At 28.5% G+C, this 20651-nt stretch carries 34 protein-coding genes; 27 read left to right on the forward strand and 7 right to left on the reverse strand.

Features of this window, described 5'->3' with window-relative positions; genetic code table 11:
- Positions 1 to 26 precede the first annotated feature (26 nt).
- The 5 genes from J2Z42_RS06045 to J2Z42_RS06065 all read right to left on the reverse strand — a co-directional run bounded on the left by J2Z42_RS06045 (position 27) and on the right by J2Z42_RS06065 (position 3078).
- Positions 27 to 1208 (reverse strand): tyrosine-type recombinase/integrase, encoded by a 1182-nt coding sequence (locus J2Z42_RS06045; RefSeq protein WP_209701750.1) that lies wholly within the window; start codon positions 1206 to 1208, stop codon positions 27 to 29.
- A gap of 72 nt (positions 1209 to 1280) precedes the next feature.
- Complete coding sequence (locus J2Z42_RS06050; RefSeq protein WP_209701751.1) at positions 1281 to 1532, reverse strand: hypothetical protein; 252 nt, start codon at positions 1530 to 1532, stop codon at positions 1281 to 1283.
- 55 nt (positions 1533 to 1587) lie between these two features.
- Positions 1588 to 1920, reverse strand: coding sequence for a hypothetical protein (locus J2Z42_RS06055; protein ID WP_209701752.1), 333 nt, complete (start codon positions 1918 to 1920; stop codon positions 1588 to 1590).
- Positions 1921 to 1947: 27 nt separating this feature from the next.
- A complete protein-coding gene (locus J2Z42_RS06060) occupies positions 1948 to 2418 on the reverse strand; it encodes a hypothetical protein (RefSeq protein WP_209701753.1) in 471 nt (156 codons plus the stop codon).
- 33 nt (positions 2419 to 2451) lie between these two features.
- Positions 2452 to 3078: a hypothetical protein gene (locus tag J2Z42_RS06065; protein ID WP_209701754.1), complete on the reverse strand. Its 627-nt coding sequence runs from the start codon at positions 3076 to 3078 to the stop codon at positions 2452 to 2454.
- Positions 3079 to 3588: 510 nt separating this feature from the next.
- On the opposite strand from J2Z42_RS06065, the gene J2Z42_RS06070 reads away from it, so the two are divergent.
- From J2Z42_RS06070 to J2Z42_RS06185, 25 genes are all read left to right on the forward strand, one after another.
- Entirely contained in the window at positions 3589 to 3954 is a 366-nt protein-coding gene (locus J2Z42_RS06070; RefSeq protein WP_209701755.1) for a type II toxin-antitoxin system HicB family antitoxin, read from the forward strand.
- Positions 3955 to 4500: 546 nt separating this feature from the next.
- Complete coding sequence (locus J2Z42_RS14645) at positions 4501 to 4626, forward strand: hypothetical protein (protein WP_281063527.1); 126 nt, start codon at positions 4501 to 4503, stop codon at positions 4624 to 4626.
- Between the two features lie 56 nt (positions 4627 to 4682).
- The gene (terS, locus tag J2Z42_RS06075; protein WP_245331506.1) at positions 4683 to 5303 is read left to right on the forward strand and encodes a phage terminase small subunit; all 621 of its coding nucleotides are present in this window, start codon (positions 4683 to 4685) and stop codon (positions 5301 to 5303) included.
- A gap of 107 nt (positions 5304 to 5410) precedes the next feature.
- Positions 5411 to 5683, forward strand: coding sequence for a hypothetical protein (locus tag J2Z42_RS06080; RefSeq protein WP_209701756.1), 273 nt, complete (start codon positions 5411 to 5413; stop codon positions 5681 to 5683).
- A gap of 48 nt (positions 5684 to 5731) precedes the next feature.
- Positions 5732 to 6034, forward strand: coding sequence for a phage scaffolding protein (locus tag J2Z42_RS06085; RefSeq protein WP_209701757.1), 303 nt, complete (start codon positions 5732 to 5734; stop codon positions 6032 to 6034).
- Between the two features lie 75 nt (positions 6035 to 6109).
- The gene (locus tag J2Z42_RS06090) at positions 6110 to 6370 is read left to right on the forward strand and encodes a hypothetical protein (RefSeq protein ID WP_245331507.1); all 261 of its coding nucleotides are present in this window, start codon (positions 6110 to 6112) and stop codon (positions 6368 to 6370) included.
- Between the two features lie 6 nt (positions 6371 to 6376).
- Positions 6377 to 6856 (forward strand): hypothetical protein, encoded by a 480-nt coding sequence (locus J2Z42_RS06095; protein WP_209701758.1) that lies wholly within the window; start codon positions 6377 to 6379, stop codon positions 6854 to 6856.
- A gap of 290 nt (positions 6857 to 7146) precedes the next feature.
- On the forward strand, positions 7147 to 7380 hold the full coding sequence (locus J2Z42_RS06100; protein ID WP_245331508.1) for a hypothetical protein: 234 nt from the start codon (positions 7147 to 7149) through the stop codon (positions 7378 to 7380).
- Between the two features lie 102 nt (positions 7381 to 7482).
- Complete coding sequence (locus J2Z42_RS06105) at positions 7483 to 8103, forward strand: sunset domain-containing protein (protein ID WP_209701759.1); 621 nt, start codon at positions 7483 to 7485, stop codon at positions 8101 to 8103.
- A gap of 21 nt (positions 8104 to 8124) precedes the next feature.
- The gene (locus J2Z42_RS06110; RefSeq protein WP_209701760.1) at positions 8125 to 8586 is read left to right on the forward strand and encodes a hypothetical protein; all 462 of its coding nucleotides are present in this window, start codon (positions 8125 to 8127) and stop codon (positions 8584 to 8586) included.
- A 46-nt stretch (positions 8587 to 8632) separates the two neighbouring features.
- The gene (locus J2Z42_RS06115; protein ID WP_209701761.1) at positions 8633 to 9064 is read left to right on the forward strand and encodes a hypothetical protein; all 432 of its coding nucleotides are present in this window, start codon (positions 8633 to 8635) and stop codon (positions 9062 to 9064) included.
- A 105-nt stretch (positions 9065 to 9169) separates the two neighbouring features.
- Entirely contained in the window at positions 9170 to 9307 is a 138-nt protein-coding gene (locus tag J2Z42_RS06120; RefSeq protein WP_209701762.1) for a toxin-antitoxin system HicB family antitoxin, read from the forward strand.
- 139 nt (positions 9308 to 9446) lie between these two features.
- On the forward strand, positions 9447 to 10502 hold the full coding sequence (locus J2Z42_RS06125; protein WP_209701763.1) for a BRO-N domain-containing protein: 1056 nt from the start codon (positions 9447 to 9449) through the stop codon (positions 10500 to 10502).
- 53 nt (positions 10503 to 10555) lie between these two features.
- On the forward strand, positions 10556 to 10891 hold the full coding sequence (locus J2Z42_RS06130) for a hypothetical protein (protein WP_342589999.1): 336 nt from the start codon (positions 10556 to 10558) through the stop codon (positions 10889 to 10891).
- Between the two features lie 59 nt (positions 10892 to 10950).
- On the forward strand, positions 10951 to 11427 hold the full coding sequence (locus J2Z42_RS06135) for a phage tail tape measure protein (RefSeq protein ID WP_245331510.1): 477 nt from the start codon (positions 10951 to 10953) through the stop codon (positions 11425 to 11427).
- A 130-nt stretch (positions 11428 to 11557) separates the two neighbouring features.
- On the forward strand, positions 11558 to 11782 hold the full coding sequence (locus J2Z42_RS06140) for a hypothetical protein (RefSeq protein ID WP_209701764.1): 225 nt from the start codon (positions 11558 to 11560) through the stop codon (positions 11780 to 11782).
- Positions 11783 to 12031: 249 nt separating this feature from the next.
- The gene (locus tag J2Z42_RS06145) at positions 12032 to 12925 is read left to right on the forward strand and encodes a hypothetical protein (RefSeq protein ID WP_209701765.1); all 894 of its coding nucleotides are present in this window, start codon (positions 12032 to 12034) and stop codon (positions 12923 to 12925) included.
- Positions 12926 to 13009: 84 nt separating this feature from the next.
- The gene (locus J2Z42_RS06150) at positions 13010 to 13375 is read left to right on the forward strand and encodes a hypothetical protein (RefSeq protein WP_209701766.1); all 366 of its coding nucleotides are present in this window, start codon (positions 13010 to 13012) and stop codon (positions 13373 to 13375) included.
- A gap of 1 nt (position 13376) precedes the next feature.
- Positions 13377 to 14114 carry a hypothetical protein gene (locus J2Z42_RS06155; RefSeq protein ID WP_209701767.1) on the forward strand — a complete coding sequence of 246 codons (738 nt, stop codon included), beginning with the start codon at positions 13377 to 13379 and terminating at the stop codon, positions 14112 to 14114.
- Positions 14115 to 14306: 192 nt separating this feature from the next.
- Positions 14307 to 15068 (forward strand): DNA adenine methylase, encoded by a 762-nt coding sequence (locus tag J2Z42_RS06160; RefSeq protein WP_209701768.1) that lies wholly within the window; start codon positions 14307 to 14309, stop codon positions 15066 to 15068.
- Positions 15069 to 15141: 73 nt separating this feature from the next.
- The gene (locus tag J2Z42_RS06165; RefSeq protein WP_209701769.1) at positions 15142 to 15387 is read left to right on the forward strand and encodes a type II toxin-antitoxin system prevent-host-death family antitoxin; all 246 of its coding nucleotides are present in this window, start codon (positions 15142 to 15144) and stop codon (positions 15385 to 15387) included.
- Positions 15384 to 15770 carry a type II toxin-antitoxin system death-on-curing family toxin gene (locus tag J2Z42_RS06170; RefSeq protein ID WP_209701770.1) on the forward strand — a complete coding sequence of 129 codons (387 nt, stop codon included), beginning with the start codon at positions 15384 to 15386 and terminating at the stop codon, positions 15768 to 15770. The genes J2Z42_RS06165 and J2Z42_RS06170 overlap by 4 nt, the downstream gene beginning before the upstream one ends.
- A 1126-nt stretch (positions 15771 to 16896) precedes the next feature.
- The gene (locus J2Z42_RS06175) at positions 16897 to 17067 is read left to right on the forward strand and encodes an aspartyl-phosphate phosphatase Spo0E family protein (RefSeq protein WP_209701771.1); all 171 of its coding nucleotides are present in this window, start codon (positions 16897 to 16899) and stop codon (positions 17065 to 17067) included.
- Between the two features lie 140 nt (positions 17068 to 17207).
- The gene (locus J2Z42_RS06180) at positions 17208 to 17534 is read left to right on the forward strand and encodes a YjcN family protein (protein WP_209701772.1); all 327 of its coding nucleotides are present in this window, start codon (positions 17208 to 17210) and stop codon (positions 17532 to 17534) included.
- Positions 17535 to 17606: 72 nt separating this feature from the next.
- Positions 17607 to 17912, forward strand: a complete 306-nt coding sequence (locus tag J2Z42_RS06185) for an SdpI family protein (RefSeq protein WP_342590000.1) — start codon at positions 17607 to 17609, stop codon at positions 17910 to 17912.
- A 348-nt stretch (positions 17913 to 18260) separates the two neighbouring features.
- On the opposite strand, the gene J2Z42_RS14650 is transcribed toward J2Z42_RS06185, so the two are convergent.
- Complete coding sequence (locus J2Z42_RS14650; protein ID WP_281063528.1) at positions 18261 to 18392, reverse strand: hypothetical protein; 132 nt, start codon at positions 18390 to 18392, stop codon at positions 18261 to 18263.
- A gap of 117 nt (positions 18393 to 18509) precedes the next feature.
- Between J2Z42_RS14650 and J2Z42_RS06190 the strand changes: the two genes are divergently transcribed.
- Positions 18510 to 19322, forward strand: a complete 813-nt coding sequence (locus tag J2Z42_RS06190; RefSeq protein ID WP_209701774.1) for an alpha/beta fold hydrolase — start codon at positions 18510 to 18512, stop codon at positions 19320 to 19322.
- Between the two features lie 379 nt (positions 19323 to 19701).
- On the opposite strand, the gene J2Z42_RS06195 is transcribed toward J2Z42_RS06190, so the two are convergent.
- The gene (locus tag J2Z42_RS06195; RefSeq protein WP_209701775.1) at positions 19702 to 19902 is read right to left on the reverse strand and encodes a hypothetical protein; all 201 of its coding nucleotides are present in this window, start codon (positions 19900 to 19902) and stop codon (positions 19702 to 19704) included.
- Between the two features lie 302 nt (positions 19903 to 20204).
- Between J2Z42_RS06195 and J2Z42_RS06200 the strand changes: the two genes are divergently transcribed.
- Positions 20205 to 20375: an aspartyl-phosphate phosphatase Spo0E family protein gene (locus J2Z42_RS06200; protein ID WP_209701776.1), complete on the forward strand. Its 171-nt coding sequence runs from the start codon at positions 20205 to 20207 to the stop codon at positions 20373 to 20375.
- Positions 20376 to 20651: the final 276 nt, after the last annotated feature.

Here is a 20651-nt window from a genome sequence, read left to right on the forward strand (position 1 = left end):
GTATTTTTAAATAATTTACACCATTTTTACACCATAGTTTTTATATAGCTTAATATATCAATCGATTTTTCCTTTTCTCTTTTTAAAACATGGGTATAAATATTTGCTGTTATTTCAATACTACTATGACCTAAAAGCATAGAAACAGTTTTTAAAGGTATATTATTTTCAAATTGTTTAGTAGCATATGTATGTCTAAGGGCATGAAATTTTTTGTGAGGTATATCTAATCTATTTAAAAATTTTGACCATGTTTTATCTAAATTCCCGGCATTAATTAGATTACCTATTTCACTTAAAAATAAATAATCTAAATTATTTTTACAGTAACTATCGCCAGCTTTTAATTTTTCTGACTTCTTAATTTTAATTGTATCTTTAATTAATCCTACTAATGATGCAGGTAAAGGAATAGTTCTTTTTGAGTTTTTTGTTTTAGGCTCCTGAACTATAGTTTGTTTACTTTTTTTATTTTCATTATCAAAAATTGTAGTGGTTGCTACAGTTCTTTTAATATGAATTTCCTTTGTTTTATAATCAATGTCATTTTCTTTTAAACCTATAATTTCTCCACGCCTCATGCCAGTTGAAAGAGAAAATAAAGCAATATATTTTATTTTACAATTATCAGAATTTAAAATTTTACTTAATTCTTCATCTGTAAATACCGGAACAGCCTTTTCAACTATTTCATTTAATTCTTTTTTAGGAATAACAACTCTTTTACCATCACATGGATTTTTAAGTATATATCCACAGTCAACTGCATAATTTAAGAATTGTTTTAAAAATTTATTTACATAGTTAATTTGGTTGCTGCTTTTCCCTTGTTTAAATAATTTATTATAATATCTCTGTATTTGTATTGACTCCAATTTATCCAAGCTCATAGATCCTATAGAAGACTTTTCTATATAATTTCTATATAGTCCCTCATATCTTGCAAATGTAGTAGGCTTTATATTACCAGACATTTTTACAAACTCAAATAGCCAGCTTTTTAATGTTTGTGCAAGCCACATATTTTTTGCATTTTTTAATCCAAGATTCATTTTATTTATGTAATCTAGTTTCTTTTTTTCAGCTTCTTTTCTGCTTTTTCCAACAAATTGTTTTCTAATTCTTTTTCCGTTGGCATCTATATCAATATCATAGTTTATTCTATAATACTTTTTCCCATTAGAAATAAAGTTTGTTTTTATTGCCATGTAATTACCTCCTTAATCAGAACTTTTGTTTGGTATAAAATTAAAAAATATATAGTACTTAATGTACTATTTTTAAGATTTCTTTATAATTCCTAAGTGCGGTTCAAAGTATATTATATATGTATCTATTTCATAATGAGTACCATACTTTTCTTTATAATGCTGAATTGCTTGTCCTAAAAATATTTCAGTAACATTTAAGTATTCAGCTAAATCATGTTTACTTCTAATGCCTTTTTCAAATGCATTTACTAATTGTACAATTCCTACTAATTTTTCATATCTCCAATTTGTAGCTATTTTTTCTTGATTTGTTTTATTCATATTTTTCTTGTCTATTATCTCCTTCTGAAGTTTTGTGATGATGTCCTAATTCTTTTTAGATATTAAATAATTGTTCTGCCACAGCATCAGCATTCTGTTCCATATATGTATGCTGCATGTCCAAACCTATAATATATCCAAGATTGGGCATATCATTAGCTATGTGTTTAACTTCATGTATAAAAGTCTTACATTGAGTTTTATAATTTACTTCACCGTTTAAAATAAGATGATAATTTCCACGTTTACTTAAATATACAAGTCCCAATATACTAGATGGTAAATTGCAGGCTATAGTAGTTTTTATGTTAAATGCATTCATAACTTCATAAAATGAAATATCTTCATTCAAAAGGGCCGTTAGCAAAGGCTTGTCTAATATATCCATTCTGTCATCCCCTTTAATGATTTATATTTATTTAAATAATGATTTTAGCTTTGAAAAGAACCCCTTATTTTTCTTTGCACTTGTAAAATCTTCTTTTGAGCCAATAGATATATTTAATTTAAAAGCGACATTATGATTTATTGGTTGAATACCATTATATGATTTTTGCCATTCCTTATTTTTTCTTAAATCTATTGTATCAGGTAAAGAATCTACAACAGATTTAATATTTTCAATAGAAAAGCAAGGACACATTACATATGGCAATGAATATGTTTTAATTTTTTCCAGTATAGCTTGTTTATTAACACGCCATATTGAAGAAGTTATAAAATCACCTATTGTCCACCAAGGATTATTGTAGGCACTTATTTGAAGTCTATGACATCTAAAAGGATTCGCCGTCATTTCACTGGCTCCAAAGCAAAAGTCAGGATTACCCGATCTACATTTATCACCATAACAATAATTTAATCCACCAATTATTTTTCTATCCATAACAGTTCCATTTATGATAACAAAACAAGATTTTCAATTACTTACTAACTCATATAATTTTATAAATTGTAAGTATTCTGTAGGTTTATCTGAGTAAACAGCTTGGTATAAAATCTTACCACTAACGTTATTTTCAATATATTGTGGTGCACTTTGGGCAAGCACTAGTGCTTGAGGAAAACTTGGAGGCCTAGATTCTCCAAAAGATATACTTACATACCAGTCTGGAAATTTAATATTTTTAGTAGAAATTTCTTTTGCTTGAATTGGTGTAATGGCTGTTGCTGAAGAATGTTTTACTGGTTTATTTGTAGTTCTTTTCTTAACAGTAGTGATCTTATTAGAATTTTCTTCTTGTTTTATTATTTTATTATTTAACCTATTTAATCTATGTTCAAACATATCAGGCTTGCAATTAAGATATTCTTTCCAAGGAACACTAATAGCTATTCTACATATTTTGACTGCTTCTTTATATCTTTTTTTACGTTCAAGTATTATTGCAGGTCTTTCGTAGTAATCAATACCCTTAGGACTATACTTGTTTAATATATTAAGGTATATTTTTAATGCCCCATCTTCTTTTTTAAGCTTTTCTAAGTCCTTGGCTTTTTTATATAAATTAGAGTATATTGAAAAATTTTTATCTTCAAAATACATAGCTTTCAACCTCCAATATAAATAGGTCTAAGTTTAAATTATATGTTTTTCTAACCATCATTTCTGTCTTATTCCAGAGATTTCGCATCTGAATTCCAGTAAGAATACAATTTTTACTGGAATTTAGATGTGAAATCTCTGATATTATATTATAATCATTGACATCATATATGACATCAAATATACTAATAATAGGAGGCGGATATAGAGTGTCAAAGTTTGATAAACTAATAAAATAAATAAAAAATCTTTCTAATGACATGAGATTTGAAGAATTAAAAAAAGTATTAGAAAGTTATGGCTATCAAGGGAAACCTCCTAAGAGTGGTAGCAGCCATTGGACATTTAGAAAGTCCAACAGAAATCCAATTACTATACCGTATAAAAAGCCTGTTAAGGTTGCTTATGTAAAACTGGTAAAAGACATAGTGGAATCTGAGGAAAGAGGAGAGTAAATCTCCTTCTGCTCTACCTTATTAAAAATAAATATCTTTTAGGGAGGAATGAATTATGAAAGATATAGAATATTATATGGAACTTAACTATAAAGTTGAAATTATAAAGGATAAAGAAGAAGGTGGATATATATTACAATATCCAGAATTAAAAGGATGTATTACTTGTGCTGATACAATTGAGGAAGGGATAGAGCTTCTAAAAGATGCAAAAAAAAGTTGGTTAGAATCCGCATTACAAGATGGGATATCAATACCGGAACCATTGGAAGAGGAAAATTTTTCAGGACAATTTAAATTAAGAATGCCTAAATCGCTTCATAAAGAACTAATGGAAAAATCAAAAGAGGAAGGTATAAGCATGAATCAATATTGTTTATATCTTTTGAGTAAAGGTTCCAGTGTTCAGAGCAAAAGGTAAATAGCAAAAAATCGTGAGACAAAAATGAGACAAATTTGAAACAAAAATAGGACACATTTGGGACACAAGGTAGGCTGAATCGTTATATACTGTATATAGTGGTTATGATTCAAGTAGGGATTACACTTGGTGGTAACTAAATTTTCTTCAACTTTGTGTCTGTGGTTGTAGGGCACGTTAATAAAAAAGTGCAACCGCCATGCGGGAAACTGTAAATAAAAGAATGTATAGTGTACTGGAAGTAATCAATGGTGAAAACTGGTGATTATTTTTTATATTAGATTAACAAAATTCTAAATTGCATATTTAAAGTATTTGACATTAGGTTGGTAAAGTGATACAATTAATTAATTGCATGAAACTAGTTATTTAAATGATAGTGTAAAAAATTATACACTAAAGGTGAAATTATGAAATTAAGTTTTATGTCTGCGGTTATAGGGCATATAAAATACAAATATGACTGCCATTAAATTTTTAGATATCTATTAATTTAGATATCTTATTTTTATATAAAAGTAAATTCTATATAAAGGGGTGATTTACTTGGGACGTAAAAGTAGTAAAGGTAAAAGAAAAGAATTAACTGATTTTAGTTATTTACTTGATAAAGATGAAGAAAAGGAAAATGCCGACAATAAAATAGATGGAAAGAAAGAAAAAGAGGAGTAATAACCTCTTTTTTATATTCAAAACAAAACGAATAGGCAGGTGGTGACAGTGTAGAGATGCCAAGGCAGAGAAGCCCTAATAGGGGCAAAGCATTTGAGATTTACAAAGAGAATGATGGAAATATTGATTTAGTAAAGATAGCAGAGATTTTAAATCTTTCACCTGGAACAATAAGAGGATGGAAGAATAAAGATAAATGGGATACTAAATTGAATGGAACGTTCCAAAAGAAAAGTGTAAAGAATACGGAACGTTCCAAACGTAAAAAAGGAGCCCAACCTAAAAATAAGAATTCAAAAGGTCATGTGAGCAGCGTACCGAAAGGTAATAAAAATGCTGAAACACATGGCTTTTTTTCTAAAATTTTTCCACCTGAAGCAATAGATATAGTGGAAGATATTATGGTTAAAGATCCATTAGATATGCTTTGGGAAAATATAATAATTCAGTATACGGCCATAGCAAGGTCTCAAAGAATTATGAACGTAAAGAACCAGGAGGATTTAACCAAGGTACTTAAAAGGGAAAAAGAGTCTTCCGGAGAAACCTCAGAAGGTTGGGAAAAAGAATATGAATTGCAGTTTGCCTGGGATAAGCAGGCAACATTTTCACAGGCGCAATCAAGGGCAATGTCTGAGCTAAGAAGTCTTATCAAACAATATTGGATTATGATTTAGCAGATATAGGTAGTAGATTAGGTAGCTGGACTAGAAGCGGAAGTGATAGTATGCTTGATGATTGGTACAACAAGTATGGAGATTATTTTAGCTCTTAGGAGGTCGCTATGAGAAATATTTTAAAAAATACCGAGATAAGCTGTGATAACTGTCATAAGACATTTAAAATTAAAAAGCTTAAAACAAAGTGGATAAATGACAATGTTCAAAGAATTTATTTTACCTGTCCTTATTGCAAACAGGAATATACTTCTTTTTATAAGGACGAGAGAATAAGAAAAAATATTAAAAAAATAGATGATTTACAAAGGCAATATGATGAAATAGTTAAGGAAAATAAAGAAATAATGCAGGAGCTTAGAGAAAAATATGAGTCTTAGAAATAAGGCTTTTTATTATACCTAAAAATGAGAAAGGAAGATGATATAATGCCAAAATTAAATGAAATTGTAGGAGAAGAAGCTTACAAAGCTATTCCAGATGGAGTGAGAAATAAGTACAAGGATATTGATTTTGTAGATAGTACCGGTTATGTTGAAAAATCTGAACTTGATACTGCCAATAAAACAATTAAACAATATAAGAAAGATATAGCAAAGAGAGATACCGACTTAACAGATTTACAGGGCAAAATTAAAGACAATGAGGACCTTAATAATGAAATAGAGAAGCTTAAAAAAGAAAATAAAAAAGCAATGAGATGTGGGATGAGGCAAGAAAGCAGAAAATAAGAAATCAGCTTATAAGAAAAGTAATTCCTTTTATGAAAGAAGTAATAGTTTTAAGAGCAGGATTAAATGTTTTTAATGAAAAGCAGAAAGATCAATATGTGCACCACTAAAGGTTATTATCACCCATCAAGAAACGTTTTTATAAGTGATGATGTCAATGATGCGACTAGATTTTTAAGATTTTGTGAAGATAAAGTACTTTTTATTGTGGATGATAATGTTAAAAAAATAAAAAAAGAAGATTACTTTATATTAGACGGTACACAATATGAGATAGTTGATTTAGGAAACGTAGAAGGTATTGTATATGATACTTTTCTCAAGAGAAAGGAGTGAATTTACATGAAATATGATGCTAGTAAACTACTACATAATCTTTCTGAAGAAGGTATGATAAATAAAAAAATGAAGACATCAGTTGGAGTATACTGTGATAGCGTAGGTAAAAAGATGGAAGGCTATGCAAAGAAAAATGCACCTTGGCATAATAGAACAGGAAATGCAAGAAGAACTATTAAGGGTGGTTCCGCATGGCAAGATGAACATATATGTGATGCATATGTTGGTGGTAATATGGACTATTCTCCTTTTCTTGAATTAGCTAAAGCAAAAGGTATGAGTACAGACAATGAAGTAAATATGGAAGTGGATGCTGACCATACAAGCTTAAATTTAAATGCAGAAGGTAAGTATAGTATATTCAGACAAACTGTCAGAAAGTTTATTCCTGAAGTTGTAACTGGAATGGTTAATCTGTTAGATAAAAGGTACTCAAGTAATACAGATAGAAGATTTTTCAGGCGAAGGTACCATAAATGTTAGAGTTAGAAGATTATCTCTTTTAGGACTTTGTCAAAAAGGGCAAATACCTAATCAGCTTTTAGGAAAAGCTAAAGAATTATTTTATGGTGAATCTGGAAAAGAAGGTAGTACAGACTTAAAAAGTACAGGGGAATTATTTGATATAGTTTGCAAGAATGTACTTGTTGAACCTAGTGTGAAACAGTTAGAAGATGCAGAAATAGAGCTTACAGACACTCAAAAATTGCAATTATGGTCTTACAGTCAGGAGGGAATAGATGGACTAAAATCCTTTCGTGAAGTCGCAGAGAATGCTGAGCATTATAGCGATAGCAAAAAATTACAAGATAAGGCCAAGCCAAATTTTAAACATAGAAGATGATTATGTGTCTTTCTGTTTTGATGAAGCCTGTGATTATATAGTGTATGAATTAAGTAAAGAGCATCCTAAAGATCCTAAGTGGGAAGATGAAGAAAAACATACAAGCAGTGATAATAATAAATCTACAATAGAATGGATGATGAGGCATAACAAACCACTTTAAAATGACCATATTTGTACAATATGAACAATTTGTTAACACTTTATGATATAATATAGTATATTATACAAATAAAGTATTATTTAAGACAAGGAGTATAGTAATATGTGGATACTTTATTCTATTGGAATTGTGTTTTTAATAATGTTTTTGAAATCTATTATACTTAAACCTATATTGTTTAAAGAAAAGTGGGCAGCAGGTATAATGTATGGAATGCCTGCTATTCTGTGCCTTTTATTATCTTTCCTGCTTATTTATTCAGATTATAACTCTGAGCAAACATACTTTAAGGAACAGAGCAATAGATATGATGCTTCAAGTTGGCAACCACCACGTGTGAGTGGAACTGAAACTCCTATAAATCCTAAAAGTGTCACTTATATTAGCATACCCATTCCACAAAGCAAAAATTTGCAAGATGGATTAATAGCTTTACAAAATGATTTAAATGCATTAGAAAGTAATACTAATGTATCAGGAAATGGGACAACCCAAACTTCAACAACTACAGCTACATCAGCAACAACTAATAATGATCCTAAGAAACAGTCATATATAGATGATAATGGAAAAGCAGCTATTATAGGAGATACAGATAGTAAAATATATCATCTGCCAGGAGATCCTTACTATGCTAAAGAAATGCAAAAGTTAAGTAATAATGTTTATTTTAGAACTCCAGAGGAAGCAGAGGCAGCTGGATATAGAGCAATTAAGAGATAATGATTTAGGGGAGGACATGCTATGAAAAAAGTATTAATTATTATACTTATAGGTATTATAGCATTAGGAATATTTATTCATAAGTATAACTTAAATAAAAAGCAGGCAGAGCTTGTAGCTCCTACTCAAGAAGCTATAAATTTAACAGTTAAGGAGCTTGAATATAATGAATATGTTCAGGATGCAGGTATAGGCGTTCATAGGGACAAAGGTACTATTAAAATTGCTATACAGACTAAACTTCCTGTAAATGAAAAAATAGCGAAGGATTTAATTGATGAAGGGATAAAACAACTAAGTTCATTTAATGACGGTGAAAATGGACATCCTGACAAAGATTATTATGGTAAGCTATGGGAAACATGGAATGCAGAAGTTGTAGTATTTATAGGTGATGGTAGCAAATTAATATTTCAGGGTGATAAGCAGGCTGGAAAAGAGCCACATATTACATATCATCATATTGGTAGTACTGCTGAGTAGATAATTCTTATCCCTACAAGAATTAAAGATTTTAGGAGAATTAAGTATGAAAAAAATATTAATACTTATATTATGTTGCATATTAATGAGTGTAATTTTAATAGGCTGTGAAGATTCACAAAATACTAATAATAGCGGCAAAAATATTAGTGCTGATGAGATTAATTCCATCTCAGGAGAATTAGGAGAGAATGAAATATTACAGGAGGTATCAACAAAAAATAGAGAAATAGATTTAAAATTTAATTTAGGAAATAAAACTGATAGATTAACTATGGAAGATTTAGCATATTCGAGATACTCAAGCGTAACTGACTATTTATTAAATACAGGAAAGTGGGATGTTATTACTGTAGATTTTATAAATGTAGGCAAGATTACTATGAATATTTCAGAAGCAGTTTCTCAAAATATATCAGGTAAGGAGGAAAAGCATTTTCCATTAGAAACGATAATGAAAAAATTTCAAAAATATTGAAATTAAAGCTTAAAAGAACCATATATATGGTTCTTTTTTGTTAGAAAATTTGACCTCTTGACGTTTGCAGCATTGCAGTATATACTAAATGCAGGAGGCGAGAAAATGGCAGAAAAAACTATTACCGTACGAATTGATGATGATTTGCATAAAGCCATAAAAGTAAATATCGCTAAAAGAGGAATCTCACTCAAAGACTATATAGTAGGCCTTATTAAAAAGGATTTGTATGGTGTGAAATAGGCAAAGAATAAAAAGAGATAGTCTCTCTTGTAATTTGGCGATTACAGACTATCTCATATGGAGATTACTCTCTATGGAACATTATATCATAGTTGATAATCTCACTCAATGAAATAAAAATTGAAGGAGAGGATATAATATGAAAAATCAGTTACAAATATTTTCAAATGAAATGTTTAAAGTATCTGTCAAAATGAAAAACGGAGAAATGTTATTTGACGCTGAATTGGTAGCAAAAAGTTTGGGAATTAGTAGAATTGCCAAAAGTGGCAATGAGGTTGTCAGATGGGATAGAGTTAATAAATATTTAAGTGCGTGCCCACAAGTGGGTACGATTAAGAAAGGTGATTTTATACCAGAACCTGCGGTATATAAATTATCTTTTAAAGCTCATAATGATATAGCAGAAAAGTTTCAGGATTGGTTAGCAATAGAGGTATTGCCACAGTTAAGAAAGGCAGGTTTCTATTCAGCAGAAAAAGCAGAGCAATTAAAGATTGAAGAGCCTCACGAAATAGTTAAAAAAGTCTATAATGGTAATCCTGTTATGATGCTTAAAGATTTAGAATCAATTACAAATATTCCAGTTCATAATTTGAGTTATTACCTTAGAAATAAAGATTTTATTATTGGTAAAGATTATTTCTTGCTTGAAGGTGAAAAGCTTAAAAAGTTCAAAAAGAATAATAATGTTTCTCCTTTGATAGGAAATTTAATTGTTATTCTTAAAAGTGGAGTTGATAAACTGGTAAATTTATTAGCACCTAATTTATCAAGCAAAGCAAGAAAAGAAATTGAAGATTATTTTAAAGTAGATAATTCAACTTCACATAATAAAGCACCAATTTTAGATCAATTACAAGCTTGCAAGTTTATTGCTGATGATTTAGGAATAAATGAAGCTATAAAGATGTCTATTTATAAAATGATTTGTGAAAAGAATGGAATTGATTCTATGATCTTAGATAAAATAGAACATAATAGAAATATTAATAAAGAACTTAAAATAGCATCATTAAGACTTATGAAATATTTGTTAGAGAATAATATAGCTGATGAAATAAAATCTATTGAAAAAGAGTGTATTTTGGGAAAAGAATTTGCATCTTGTTCTGAAAAAGCTAAAAAATTCATATTGAATCTTTTTGGTTATATTATTAAAAATTCAAAGGAAAATATTAAGGCAGCAATATAATTCAGATAATAATGTATGATATAATAAATATAAATATGTGTGATGTAAGAGAGGTGAAGCTGTTGGATAAAGAAGTTAAAGACATACTTGTAAAATTACTGGAAGGACAGGACAGACTTGCAAGTGAAGTCAAAAAAAATTCAGTTAAGCTTGAAAGCATTGAAAAGAAAATTGATATAATAGCAGAAGTACAAAAGAGCCATATGGAACAAAATGAAAAGGCTCATAATGAAATTATTAAACCTTTAAGTGAAAAGGTAAGCGTGATAGAATTAGCAGTTAAGGATACATCAAAAGACATGAAGGAACTGAAAGAAAAGTTTGATAAGGTTGAAAAAGTAACAATCCAAAATACGTATGATGTAGCATACTTAAAAACAGTTAAATAAACATAAATGAGCACCTATTTCGATAGGTGCTTTTCTTATGCTTGAAAAGAGGTTATAATTTGGCAATAAACGCAGGAACTGTAGTTGATTTTATGGAACTTGATACTTCAAAATTTACAAGTGGACTAAGTAGTGCAGGTCAGCAAATGAAACAATTTATGAATTCAAATAATAGTGCTGAAACTAGAATACAGAGTCTTGGGGGAGCTATGAAAAGCGTAGGAAGTACAGCAACTAAGGCTTTGACGCTTCCTTTAGTTGGAGTTGGTACTGCTGCTGTAAAAACAGGAATGGATTTTGATGCTCAAATGAGTAAAGTGCAAGCTATAAGTGGTGCTACAGGTTCAGACTTTCAAAATCTTAGTGCAAGTGAAGCAGCAGGAGGTATGGAAAATTTAGCTAGTGCAGGATTTAGTGTAAATGAAATAATGAAAGCTATGCCTGGAATGTTAAACTTAGCAGCTGCAGGAGATGTTGCAGTGGTCAATCTTGTGTGCAAATGTAAATTAAGCAGTAAAACGATGAAAATCACATGAAAGATGATATAAATATTAACTGTAAATATTTGCACCTGTTTTTCCTTGTTTATAATAAACATCGACAAGCTATAAATAGATGGCTATAATACTAAACAGTTAATAATTTATTGAAAGGAATGTGAATTAAATGAAAATTGCAAGCATAATTTTTACTTTATTAGGTGCATTAGGAGTTATTTGTAACGGTTATATGTATGGAGGTATAAAATTGATTACTATGGTAGGTTCGCTTGGATTTTTGTTGTGCGGAGTAGGTTTTATTCTTTCTTATGTTAATTTTAATGGATTGAGCAAATTGCAGGATAGAACACCTTATAATAATGTTGGTGAGAAATATAAAAAAGTAATCTAAATATAAATAAGCATCTAAACTTAATATTAAAGTATGGCTTCATTGTGTAACCCTGGTTAATTCCAGGGCTTATTTTTTATATATTGTCAATACTTGTCCTTTTTACCAAAAAGTTTTACAATAAAACAAAAGAAACCACGCTGACTACCAATCAATAATGGTTTCATAAAGATAAGGCGTATTTCATTGAATATTTACCTCTATTATATCATATATTCATTGAAGTACTAGTTAAATGGAGTTTTTTTAATGAAAAATTTTAAGCAGCTGTTAGTTGATACTATAATGTTTGATAAGCCAAAATATTTAAGGCAGTATTTAATAAATTCAATTGTCAATAATAATATAGGTACATATCATAAAAATTCTGGTAGTATAGTTAGCTTATGTGGAAAGACAATGGAAGAAAAAATAGCTGAGTGTTTTTATAAAAAATCAAAAACCATACAGCTTTTTGATTTAATGGAAATTAAAAAAGGATATAGATATTCTATTTTGTATAAATATACTAAGAATGTATCGTTTGATTTAGATAAAATAGCAACTAATGTTATGGGAGAATACTATAGTAAATATGTTGATGATGAAGATGTTGATGTAGATAAACAAATACTATATTTGCAAGATGAGGGGCATTTATATATTAAATTTCACAAAATAATATCTGTATTAGATAGAAAAAATCTTGTAAAAAAGTATTGTAGATATCCAATATTATTAATATTCCATAAGAAAGTTAATTTATTAGAAGTTAGATTTGACAAATTGGGATTGGATAATAATTATGATTTTTATAAAATTACAATGGAACCACGTATTTTTGAAATAAAGTCAGCATTTAACATTCAATGTGAACCGTTTGATACTGAAAAAACGATCAAATATATAGTGGATAACGAAAAAGAAAGTGTAAGACAACTTATATGGTCTTTTGAAACTGCGAAATCAAAGGGATTAACTTTGAAGAGTGGTATAGATGGAATAATGCCATTTATAGGAGATTTAGAAATAATGATAAAAGATTTTAAAAATAGATATAGTGATGATGATGGAAAAGTTATAGAGTGCTTGGATGAACTTTCAGCGTACTTAGATAAAACAAAAAAATTTGCTAATGAGAAATTTAGAATTCTAAAGATTTAAAAATATCATTTAATTATTCAGAAAAAGGATTTGACTTAATCAATATATATGAAAGTGAAATTAATGATATGGAGAGGATTGATTATGTTATTAAATTTATCGGAAAAACTGCAAAAATTATTAAAGAATTGTAAAGTATTCTTAAATGGTGATCAAATTGAATCTTTAGCTGAAATTTTGGAGTTCTACAATAATGGGATATTACCAGCAAAGATATTAAAGCATAAACTTGAAATAACATATAAAGATGTTCATACACTTATGACTTGCTTGGCAATTAAAGGTATTTTACGAGTAAAGTATAGAATCTATTGTGAAAATGATTCAATTACTGGAGCGTCTAAGATTTATGATGATATTGAGGATATACCGGTAAGTGTATGTGATAGATGTGATAAAAGATGTACTTTGATAAAGAATGTTATTGTTGAATTTGAGGTGCATATATGATATGAAAATGGAAATTTCAAAAGAAATTTTACAGTTTGCAGATTTTGTGGATGAAGTTGCAGAGCAGGACTCTGACTATGGATTAAGAGAGTTTTTTAAAATTAAGGGAGATGTATTAAATGAGTGCAGTAAACTTATAAATAGAACTGAAGAAATTAACCAAATAATACCAAAAGCATCAAAAAGCCAGAAAGGTAAACTATCTTATGAAAAAGGCCCTCTTTTAGAAAAATTAGCAAAAGTAATTTTTAGTATAAGAAATATTTATTTGATAAATGAAAGAGTCGAATGTGACAGTAATGAAATAGATTTATTATTGAGGCCTTCGACTAACAATTCTATTTATAGTAGACTTCTTCTAGATTATTTAAGAAGTGATATTTTAATAGAATGCAAGAACCATTCTGAAAAAATAGATGTAACTTTATTAGGAAAATTTTATTCATTGCTTAGATATAAAAGAGTTAAATTTGGAATAATGTTTTCATATTATCCATTAACGGGTGAAAATGAGTGGGATGCTGCTGTAGGTTTAAGTAAAAAACTTTATTTAAGAGATGAAACAATAATAGTAAATGTAACAATAGATGATATTAAAGAGATATTAAACCCAGAAGGCAATGATAAAAATATAATTTCAATAATAAAAAGAAAAGTTGGAAATATAAAATATCATACTAATATAAATGATAGCATATTACCGCATCCAGCAGAAAAAAAGATGAAAAAGCCATCATAGAAATTTATTATTTAAATATATAGTTGAATCTGAAATATAAAATAATTGATAATATAATAACTTTAGCTAATTTCAAGCTGGAGTTATTTTTGCCTTTGTGAAGTTTATTTATTTTATATCCATATTCTACCTTGAAACAGAACATATGTTCGCATATAATAGTATTATCTAGAACATAGGAGGTATTGTTATATGAATAGTTTTATAGGATGGATAGGTGGAAAGAAATTATTAAGAAAAGAGATTGTAAAAAGATTTCCTGAGAAATTTAATAGATACATAGAGGTATTTGGAGGCGCAGCCTGGGTTTTATTCTCAAAAGACAAGCTGGCCAACATGGAAGTATACAATGATATAAATGGAGATTTAGTGAATTTATTTAGGTGTGTTAAATTTCATTGTGGAGAACTGCAAAGGGAACTTTCATTTATGCTTAATTCAAGAGAGTTATTTTATGATTTTGCTAGTCAGTATAATACTAGAGGAATGACAGATATACAAAGGGCAGCAAGATTTTTTATGTTGATTAAGACAAGTTATGGAAGTGACCATAAATCTTATGGCTGTGTAAAGAAAAACATAAATATAATGGTTAAATATCTTGCAGACATTCAAAAAAGGCTTTCGGGAGTAGTTATTGAAAATAAAGACTTTCAGGATTTGCTTAAAGTATATGATAAAGAAGATGCACTTATATATCTGGACCCGCCTTATTATGGTACTGAAAGATACTATCAGGTTAAATTTTCAGAAAAGGATCATGTGAGATTATGTAATGTACTTAAGAATATAAAAGGAAAATTTATTCTTTCATATAATGATTGTGAATTCATAAGAGATTTATATAAAGATTTTAATATAGATGAAGTTCAGAGAAATCATAATCTTGTGGGAAAATACAAAAATAAACAACATACCTATAGTGAATTAATTATTAGAAGTATTAAAAATTAAATTTTATAAAATAGGATATATTTATCCTATTTGTGCTATAATATAAATATATTATAGTTGAGGAGGGATTTGAATGCTTGTTAATACAAATAAAATGATTTCAATATCAGAAGCGAATAAGAATTTTTCCAAGGTAGCAAAAATAGTTGATGAAGATAAGTCAGTTGTTATAATGAAAAATAATAAACCTAGATATGTTATTTTGGATTTTGATAAATTTAGTAAAGAGGCATCATCTGATAATCAAACCCTTGATAAAATTGCCGATAAGATTTTAGATGAAAATATAGAGGTATTTAAGGAACTAGCCAATAGATGAAGTATATTAATATAGATTTCATTTTAAAACTTCATGATAGATTGATAAGAGCTACTGGAGGGACAAGTGGCGTAAGAGGTTTAGAAATCTTGAAATCATCAGTTGAAAATTGTAAGGCTACGTTTTATGGACAAGATTTATACCCAACTATTGAATCAAAGTGTGCAAATATATGTTTTAATATAATAAAAAATCATGCATTTGTAGATGGAAACAAGAGAACTGGAATTTATGTAATGCTAGTACTTCTTGAATATAACAAAATAAAAATAAAGTTTAGCCAGAATGAACTTGTGAATTTTGCAATAGATATTGCATCTGGTAAAATAGATCAAGAGAGTGTAGCTAACTGGATAAAAATTCATGAAAAAGGTACTTTTTAATAATAAGTGCCTTTTATTTTTGTGTTTAACACATTAGTTTTTAACACATTAGTTATAGATGGATATATTTATTTGTGATAATAAATAAAATATTAACTGTTTTCCGCAGTTTAATACATTACCCACACTAAAAGACACTTGGTTATCTAGGTGTTTTTTAATATTGAATTAACAATATGGTAATATGATGTACATTAATTTGATATATTATAAAGTTATTAACTTAGATAGGTGGTGATGATATGATTATAACAGTAGAATTAACTCAACAAGAATTAGAAGAATGTTTGAATACTATAGAATAGTAAATCACTATTCTGTAATGTAACCAAAGACGGTTGTAAGTCCGTTTGAGAAATACAGAACACAGATAATAAATTAAGAAACATTAATTTGTAGTTAATATACTCTTAATGGAAGTTGGATAAGGATACTATAGATAATAGAAATTATTTACATAATATTAATGAATATGGCACTAAGACGTAACAAAAACTATATATAATAATAAGTGTCCTAAGGAAATACCTTAGAGAAAATAAAAAAATAATAGTTCTTTATTATATAAGCAAAAATAAGCACTGATGAAAACCGGTGCTTATTTTTATCAAATTGATATGTATAAACAATAACAATAATGACACATTGATGTAACAATAGGCCTGTATAATGCAATTAGTTAGTATTTACAGAAAGGGGCTTATTATATGAATCTTATAATTTTAGGAATAGATATAATTTTCATAATAGTAATAATAATGTTACCTAAAGTTAATGATGAAAAAAATAAGAAATAAGCACCAGTGTACTTTAGTGCTTATTTCTTATTTTGCTTATATGTTGTTGAAAAAGTAAACAATTAGTTCACTTATATGACATTAAACTGTAACCTAGGATATATAGAATTATAAGTACCCTAAGGAATAGCCTTAGAGGAAATAAAAAATAATAGTTCCCCTATTAGAATATAAAAAATAAGTATCCGTCATTTGGGATGCTTGTTTTTTATACCCATTTATATAATTTAATTGAAATAGCTATGAAATATGGGCTTATTCCCAATATATTAATATTTATTATATACCCTGACCTTTTCTATACTGATTTTGGGAAGGGAGGGATAATAATGTCTGATATGGATGAAATTTTGACACAAATAGAAGACTTGCGAAAAAAGCTCAATACATTAATAAAAGAAAATAATACGTTATTAGATCCAAAGGTAATTGCAGCAAGTCAAATATTGGACTCAGTGCTAAATGAGTACAATGAAATAGCTAAAAAATCGGACAAGTAAAAGATGGAGAGGCATTTGCTTCTCCTTTTATTTTAGCTGAAAATATGGTGAAATATAGTATATATGGTATTATTAAATGATAATAGGAATTATAGTAAGCATAATTATAAAAAGATTTGTTTTATTGACAAGGAGATAAAATGAAATTTTCAAGAAAAGCTATTATAATATTCTTTTCTATTTTAATGATTGCCGGTGGATTTATTATAAGCCATATATCACCTTCAGCATCTATTAGAACACATATCTTTGTAACCGGGCATCCTGTTGGGGCGTTTAGTGTAACTATCAATATCAATAAAACAGAATACAATTTTGATAAGGATGTTCTTAACAGGGAGAATGCTATGATTTATAATATCATGGGAAATGATTTATATGACAGGCGAACAGGAAATATAATAGTAAATTATAAAGTTAAAAGGATAGGATTTTTATATTTTACAGAAGGTTATGGAGATGGATAAATATTTTGAGTTAGGTGGGAAAAATATATAATTTCTTTAGATACAGGTATAGTTTTTATTATATGTGGATTTATTTTATTCAAATATCCTCCTGAAAATGTAAATGGTGTATATGGATATAAAACACCTTTTTCAATGAAAAATAAGGATGTTTGGAATGTAGCTCAAAAATATGGTGGAATCAGTATGATGATATTGGGGCTTATTAATGCTATTATAGGAATTTGGTCAATTTTTAAGCCTTTAATTATAAACAATAGAAAAATTCAAGAATTATTTTTACTGATAAGTGTCATAGTAATGATAATTGTTGATGAAATACATTTAAGAAAAGTATTTAACAAAGATGGTAGTAGAAAGGGTAATATTATCAATTAAAAATTGACAAGAGTCTTGGAAAAATTCAGGACTCTTTTTTAATACAAAAAAATAACAGGAGGTGCTATACGAATGATAATTGTAAAAATTGCCCTTATGTCCAAAACTTAAAGGATGATGTGAGTTCATTAAAGAATGAATTAAAAAGCTTAGATGAAAGGGTAATTGTTGTTGAAAAAAATCTCCGCTTCAGGTGGCGAACAGATAAAGATGACATTTAAAATACTTAATGAAATTAAAGACAGCATTAAAGATATTGGCTCAAAGCTTATCTTTGTCAAAATATGAATCAGGAGTTTGATCCTCTTAGGGACTACCAAAGATGAAAGAATGGTTTAACTTCAATGGTTAAGCTATTCTTATTTTTAGGTTTTCATCATCAAAAGTAGTTGTGGCTGCTGCGGATTTTATAACATGAATCTCATTTAAATCATAATCAATATAGCTTTCTTTTAATACTATAATTTCTGCTCGTCTCATACCTGTAGAAAGAGAAAATTAAATAATATGGTATTTAAGAACCGGTTAAATCAAACACAAATTTTTGTTCAAGTGAATAACTTATTAATATATCTATCTAATTATAGGAGGTTATTAGTGGGATATTTTGTTATGGTAGAACCAAATGTAAAAATCTATGTAGAGGATCTTAATCCAGAGGGAAAGAAGACAATTTTGTTTATACATGGCTGGCCTGGAAGTCATAAATTGTTTGAATATCAGTTTGATCAGCTTCCAAGGATGGGATACAGATGTATTGGAATTGATACAAGAGGATTTGGCAATTCAGATAAGCCTTGGAGAGGATATGATTTTAATAGGTTATCAGATGATGTTAGATGTGTGGTTAATGCGTTAAAATTACATGATTTCACATTGGCAGGACATTCAACTGGGGGAGCAATAGCAATTAGATATATGTCCCGCCATAAAGGATACGGAGTATCTAAACTCGCTCTTTTTGCCGCAGCAGCTCCTAGCCTTATCAAACGTTCAAATTTCCCATATGGTTTAGACAAAGAAACTGTTGTACAACTGATTCAAGGAACATATACTGATCGTCCTAAAATGCTTCAAGATTTCGGCAATATATTTTTCTATAAGTATATAACTCAAGCCTTTTCGGACTGGTTCTTTCAATTAGGATTACAGGCAGCAGGTTGGGCAACTGCAGCCATTGCAAATACATGGATAAATGAAGTGCTATTTTCAGATTTAGAAAAAATAAATATTCCAACTTTAATTATTCATGGAATTCATGACAAAGTTGTTCCATTTCAATTAGGCGAAATACAAAAGCGATCTATTAAAAACTCAAAGCTTATACCATTTGAATACAGTGGCCACGCCGTATTCTATGATCAGAAAGACAAATTTAATGAGGAATTAATGAAGTTTGTTGATGAATAAAGTTTTTAAATCGCAGGGATTTTAATAATAAGATTAAAATAAATAATTTTATAAAATACCGTATTATTCAGATTTGAATTTTACGGTGCTTTTCTGTGTCGCATTTCAACCATTTTTGAGTAGTCAAGAAATACTTGATAGCTGAAAAAACCAGGGGTGAAACCCTGGTAAAAGTTTAATAGGTTAGTAGGAGTTCAATTATAGAATGTGCAGTATTAAAATTATTATGCTTGAAATTCAAGTGCAACTTCCAATAGACTTTTTATAAAATTTGAACTCCCTTAAAATTATCAAAATAGGCACCCGCCATTTAGGGTGCTTATTTTGTGTGGTTCAAGTTTTTTATAATGCTGATTATTATATTTAGTGACTTTTATATTTAGTGACTTTTGTGTTGACTTAATCCAGAAGCTATTCTTTCACATTCTCCAAGAGAAGTAGTAACTTGAGTTAATTGAGTGTTTATTTGCTTTTTAATATTAGAATTTTCAACTTCACCTGAAGCCATTTGCAGACATTGCTGAGCATTTTTTAATGATTCCTTTACCTTATGAATGTTGTCCCTTGCTTGTGAATTCATTATTTAAATCCTCCTTTACTACTGTATTTAATTAATATTATTTACGATACAGTAAATATGATACTAATTTTTTATGTTTAAACTAATAAATTCTATTAAGTAGATAACAATGAATAAATAAAGAATAAAAGAATGTATAGTGTACTGTAAATAAGTACTGGTGAAAGCTGGTGCTTATTTTTATGCCTATTTTTACAATTTAATTAAATTTACTATAAAATATGGAATTTTTTACTAAAAGATTAATATTTATTAGAACTCTCGACCTTCTTTATAATAAATCGAAGGAAGGAGGGATAATAATGTCTGAGATGGATGAAATTTTGACACAAATAGAAGACTTGCGAAAAAAGCTCAATATGCTAATTAAAGAGAAACACATATTATTAGATCCAAAAGTAATTACAGCAAGTCAAATATTGGATTCAGTACTAAATGAGTACAACGAAATAGCTAAAAAATCGGACAAGTAAAAGAGGGAGAGGCAAATGCTTCTCCTTTTATGATATAGAAAAGCTTATGCAGCATGACTTCTATAACAGAGTTAGAGGTGACTTAAAACAGGAATGAATTTAAAATATATATCTACAAATAAATTATTGGAAGAATTATGATGAATTACTTATTAATACGTATGATGTAGCATACTTAAAAGTAACCGTCAAATAAGAAAGTGGATAGAAAGTGTTAGAAAATTATGAGATAATCTTCTAAAATAAGTTTTTAAAGTTTTTCAAGTTAACTTTAAA

This window comes from Clostridium algifaecis (assembly GCF_017874415.1).
In the GTDB taxonomy this organism is placed as follows: domain Bacteria; phylum Bacillota; class Clostridia; order Clostridiales; family Clostridiaceae; genus Clostridium_B; species Clostridium_B algifaecis.

Bases quoted from the DNA above. Each gene is read 5' to 3' on its own strand.
- J2Z42_RS06045 (WP_209701750.1), bottom strand. From the start codon at position 1,208: ATGGCAATAAAAACAAACTTTATTTCTAATGGGAAAAAGTATTATAGA.
- J2Z42_RS06050 (WP_209701751.1), bottom strand. From the start codon at position 1,532: ATGAATAAAACAAATCAAGAAAAAATAGCTACAAATTGGAGATATGAA.
- J2Z42_RS06055 (WP_209701752.1), bottom strand. From the start codon at position 1,920: ATGGATATATTAGACAAGCCTTTGCTAACGGCCCTTTTGAATGAAGAT.
- J2Z42_RS06060 (WP_209701753.1), bottom strand. From the start codon at position 2,418: ATGGATAGAAAAATAATTGGTGGATTAAATTATTGTTATGGTGATAAA.
- J2Z42_RS06065 (WP_209701754.1), bottom strand. From the start codon at position 3,078: ATGTATTTTGAAGATAAAAATTTTTCAATATACTCTAATTTATATAAA.
- J2Z42_RS06070 (WP_209701755.1), top strand. From the start codon at position 3,589: ATGAAAGATATAGAATATTATATGGAACTTAACTATAAAGTTGAAATT.
- terS (WP_245331506.1), top strand. From the start codon at position 4,683: ATGCCAAGGCAGAGAAGCCCTAATAGGGGCAAAGCATTTGAGATTTAC.
- J2Z42_RS06080 (WP_209701756.1), top strand. From the start codon at position 5,411: ATGAGAAATATTTTAAAAAATACCGAGATAAGCTGTGATAACTGTCAT.
- J2Z42_RS06085 (WP_209701757.1), top strand. From the start codon at position 5,732: ATGCCAAAATTAAATGAAATTGTAGGAGAAGAAGCTTACAAAGCTATT.
- J2Z42_RS06090 (WP_245331507.1), top strand. From the start codon at position 6,110: ATGAAAAGCAGAAAGATCAATATGTGCACCACTAAAGGTTATTATCAC.
- J2Z42_RS06095 (WP_209701758.1), top strand. From the start codon at position 6,377: ATGAAATATGATGCTAGTAAACTACTACATAATCTTTCTGAAGAAGGT.
- J2Z42_RS06100 (WP_245331508.1), top strand. From the start codon at position 7,147: ATGCTGAGCATTATAGCGATAGCAAAAAATTACAAGATAAGGCCAAGC.
- J2Z42_RS06105 (WP_209701759.1), top strand. From the start codon at position 7,483: ATGTGGATACTTTATTCTATTGGAATTGTGTTTTTAATAATGTTTTTG.
- J2Z42_RS06110 (WP_209701760.1), top strand. From the start codon at position 8,125: ATGAAAAAAGTATTAATTATTATACTTATAGGTATTATAGCATTAGGA.
- J2Z42_RS06115 (WP_209701761.1), top strand. From the start codon at position 8,633: ATGAAAAAAATATTAATACTTATATTATGTTGCATATTAATGAGTGTA.
- J2Z42_RS06120 (WP_209701762.1), top strand. From the start codon at position 9,170: ATGGCAGAAAAAACTATTACCGTACGAATTGATGATGATTTGCATAAA.
- J2Z42_RS06125 (WP_209701763.1), top strand. From the start codon at position 9,447: ATGAAAAATCAGTTACAAATATTTTCAAATGAAATGTTTAAAGTATCT.
- J2Z42_RS06140 (WP_209701764.1), top strand. From the start codon at position 11,558: ATGAAAATTGCAAGCATAATTTTTACTTTATTAGGTGCATTAGGAGTT.
- J2Z42_RS06145 (WP_209701765.1), top strand. From the start codon at position 12,032: ATGAAAAATTTTAAGCAGCTGTTAGTTGATACTATAATGTTTGATAAG.
- J2Z42_RS06150 (WP_209701766.1), top strand. From the start codon at position 13,010: ATGTTATTAAATTTATCGGAAAAACTGCAAAAATTATTAAAGAATTGT.
- J2Z42_RS06155 (WP_209701767.1), top strand. From the start codon at position 13,377: ATGAAAATGGAAATTTCAAAAGAAATTTTACAGTTTGCAGATTTTGTG.
- J2Z42_RS06160 (WP_209701768.1), top strand. From the start codon at position 14,307: ATGAATAGTTTTATAGGATGGATAGGTGGAAAGAAATTATTAAGAAAA.
- J2Z42_RS06165 (WP_209701769.1), top strand. From the start codon at position 15,142: ATGCTTGTTAATACAAATAAAATGATTTCAATATCAGAAGCGAATAAG.
- J2Z42_RS06170 (WP_209701770.1), top strand. From the start codon at position 15,384: ATGAAGTATATTAATATAGATTTCATTTTAAAACTTCATGATAGATTG.
- J2Z42_RS06175 (WP_209701771.1), top strand. From the start codon at position 16,897: ATGTCTGATATGGATGAAATTTTGACACAAATAGAAGACTTGCGAAAA.
- J2Z42_RS06180 (WP_209701772.1), top strand. From the start codon at position 17,208: ATGAAATTTTCAAGAAAAGCTATTATAATATTCTTTTCTATTTTAATG.
- J2Z42_RS14650 (WP_281063528.1), bottom strand. From the start codon at position 18,392: ATGAGACGAGCAGAAATTATAGTATTAAAAGAAAGCTATATTGATTAT.
- J2Z42_RS06195 (WP_209701775.1), bottom strand. From the start codon at position 19,902: ATGAATTCACAAGCAAGGGACAACATTCATAAGGTAAAGGAATCATTA.
- J2Z42_RS06200 (WP_209701776.1), top strand. From the start codon at position 20,205: ATGTCTGAGATGGATGAAATTTTGACACAAATAGAAGACTTGCGAAAA.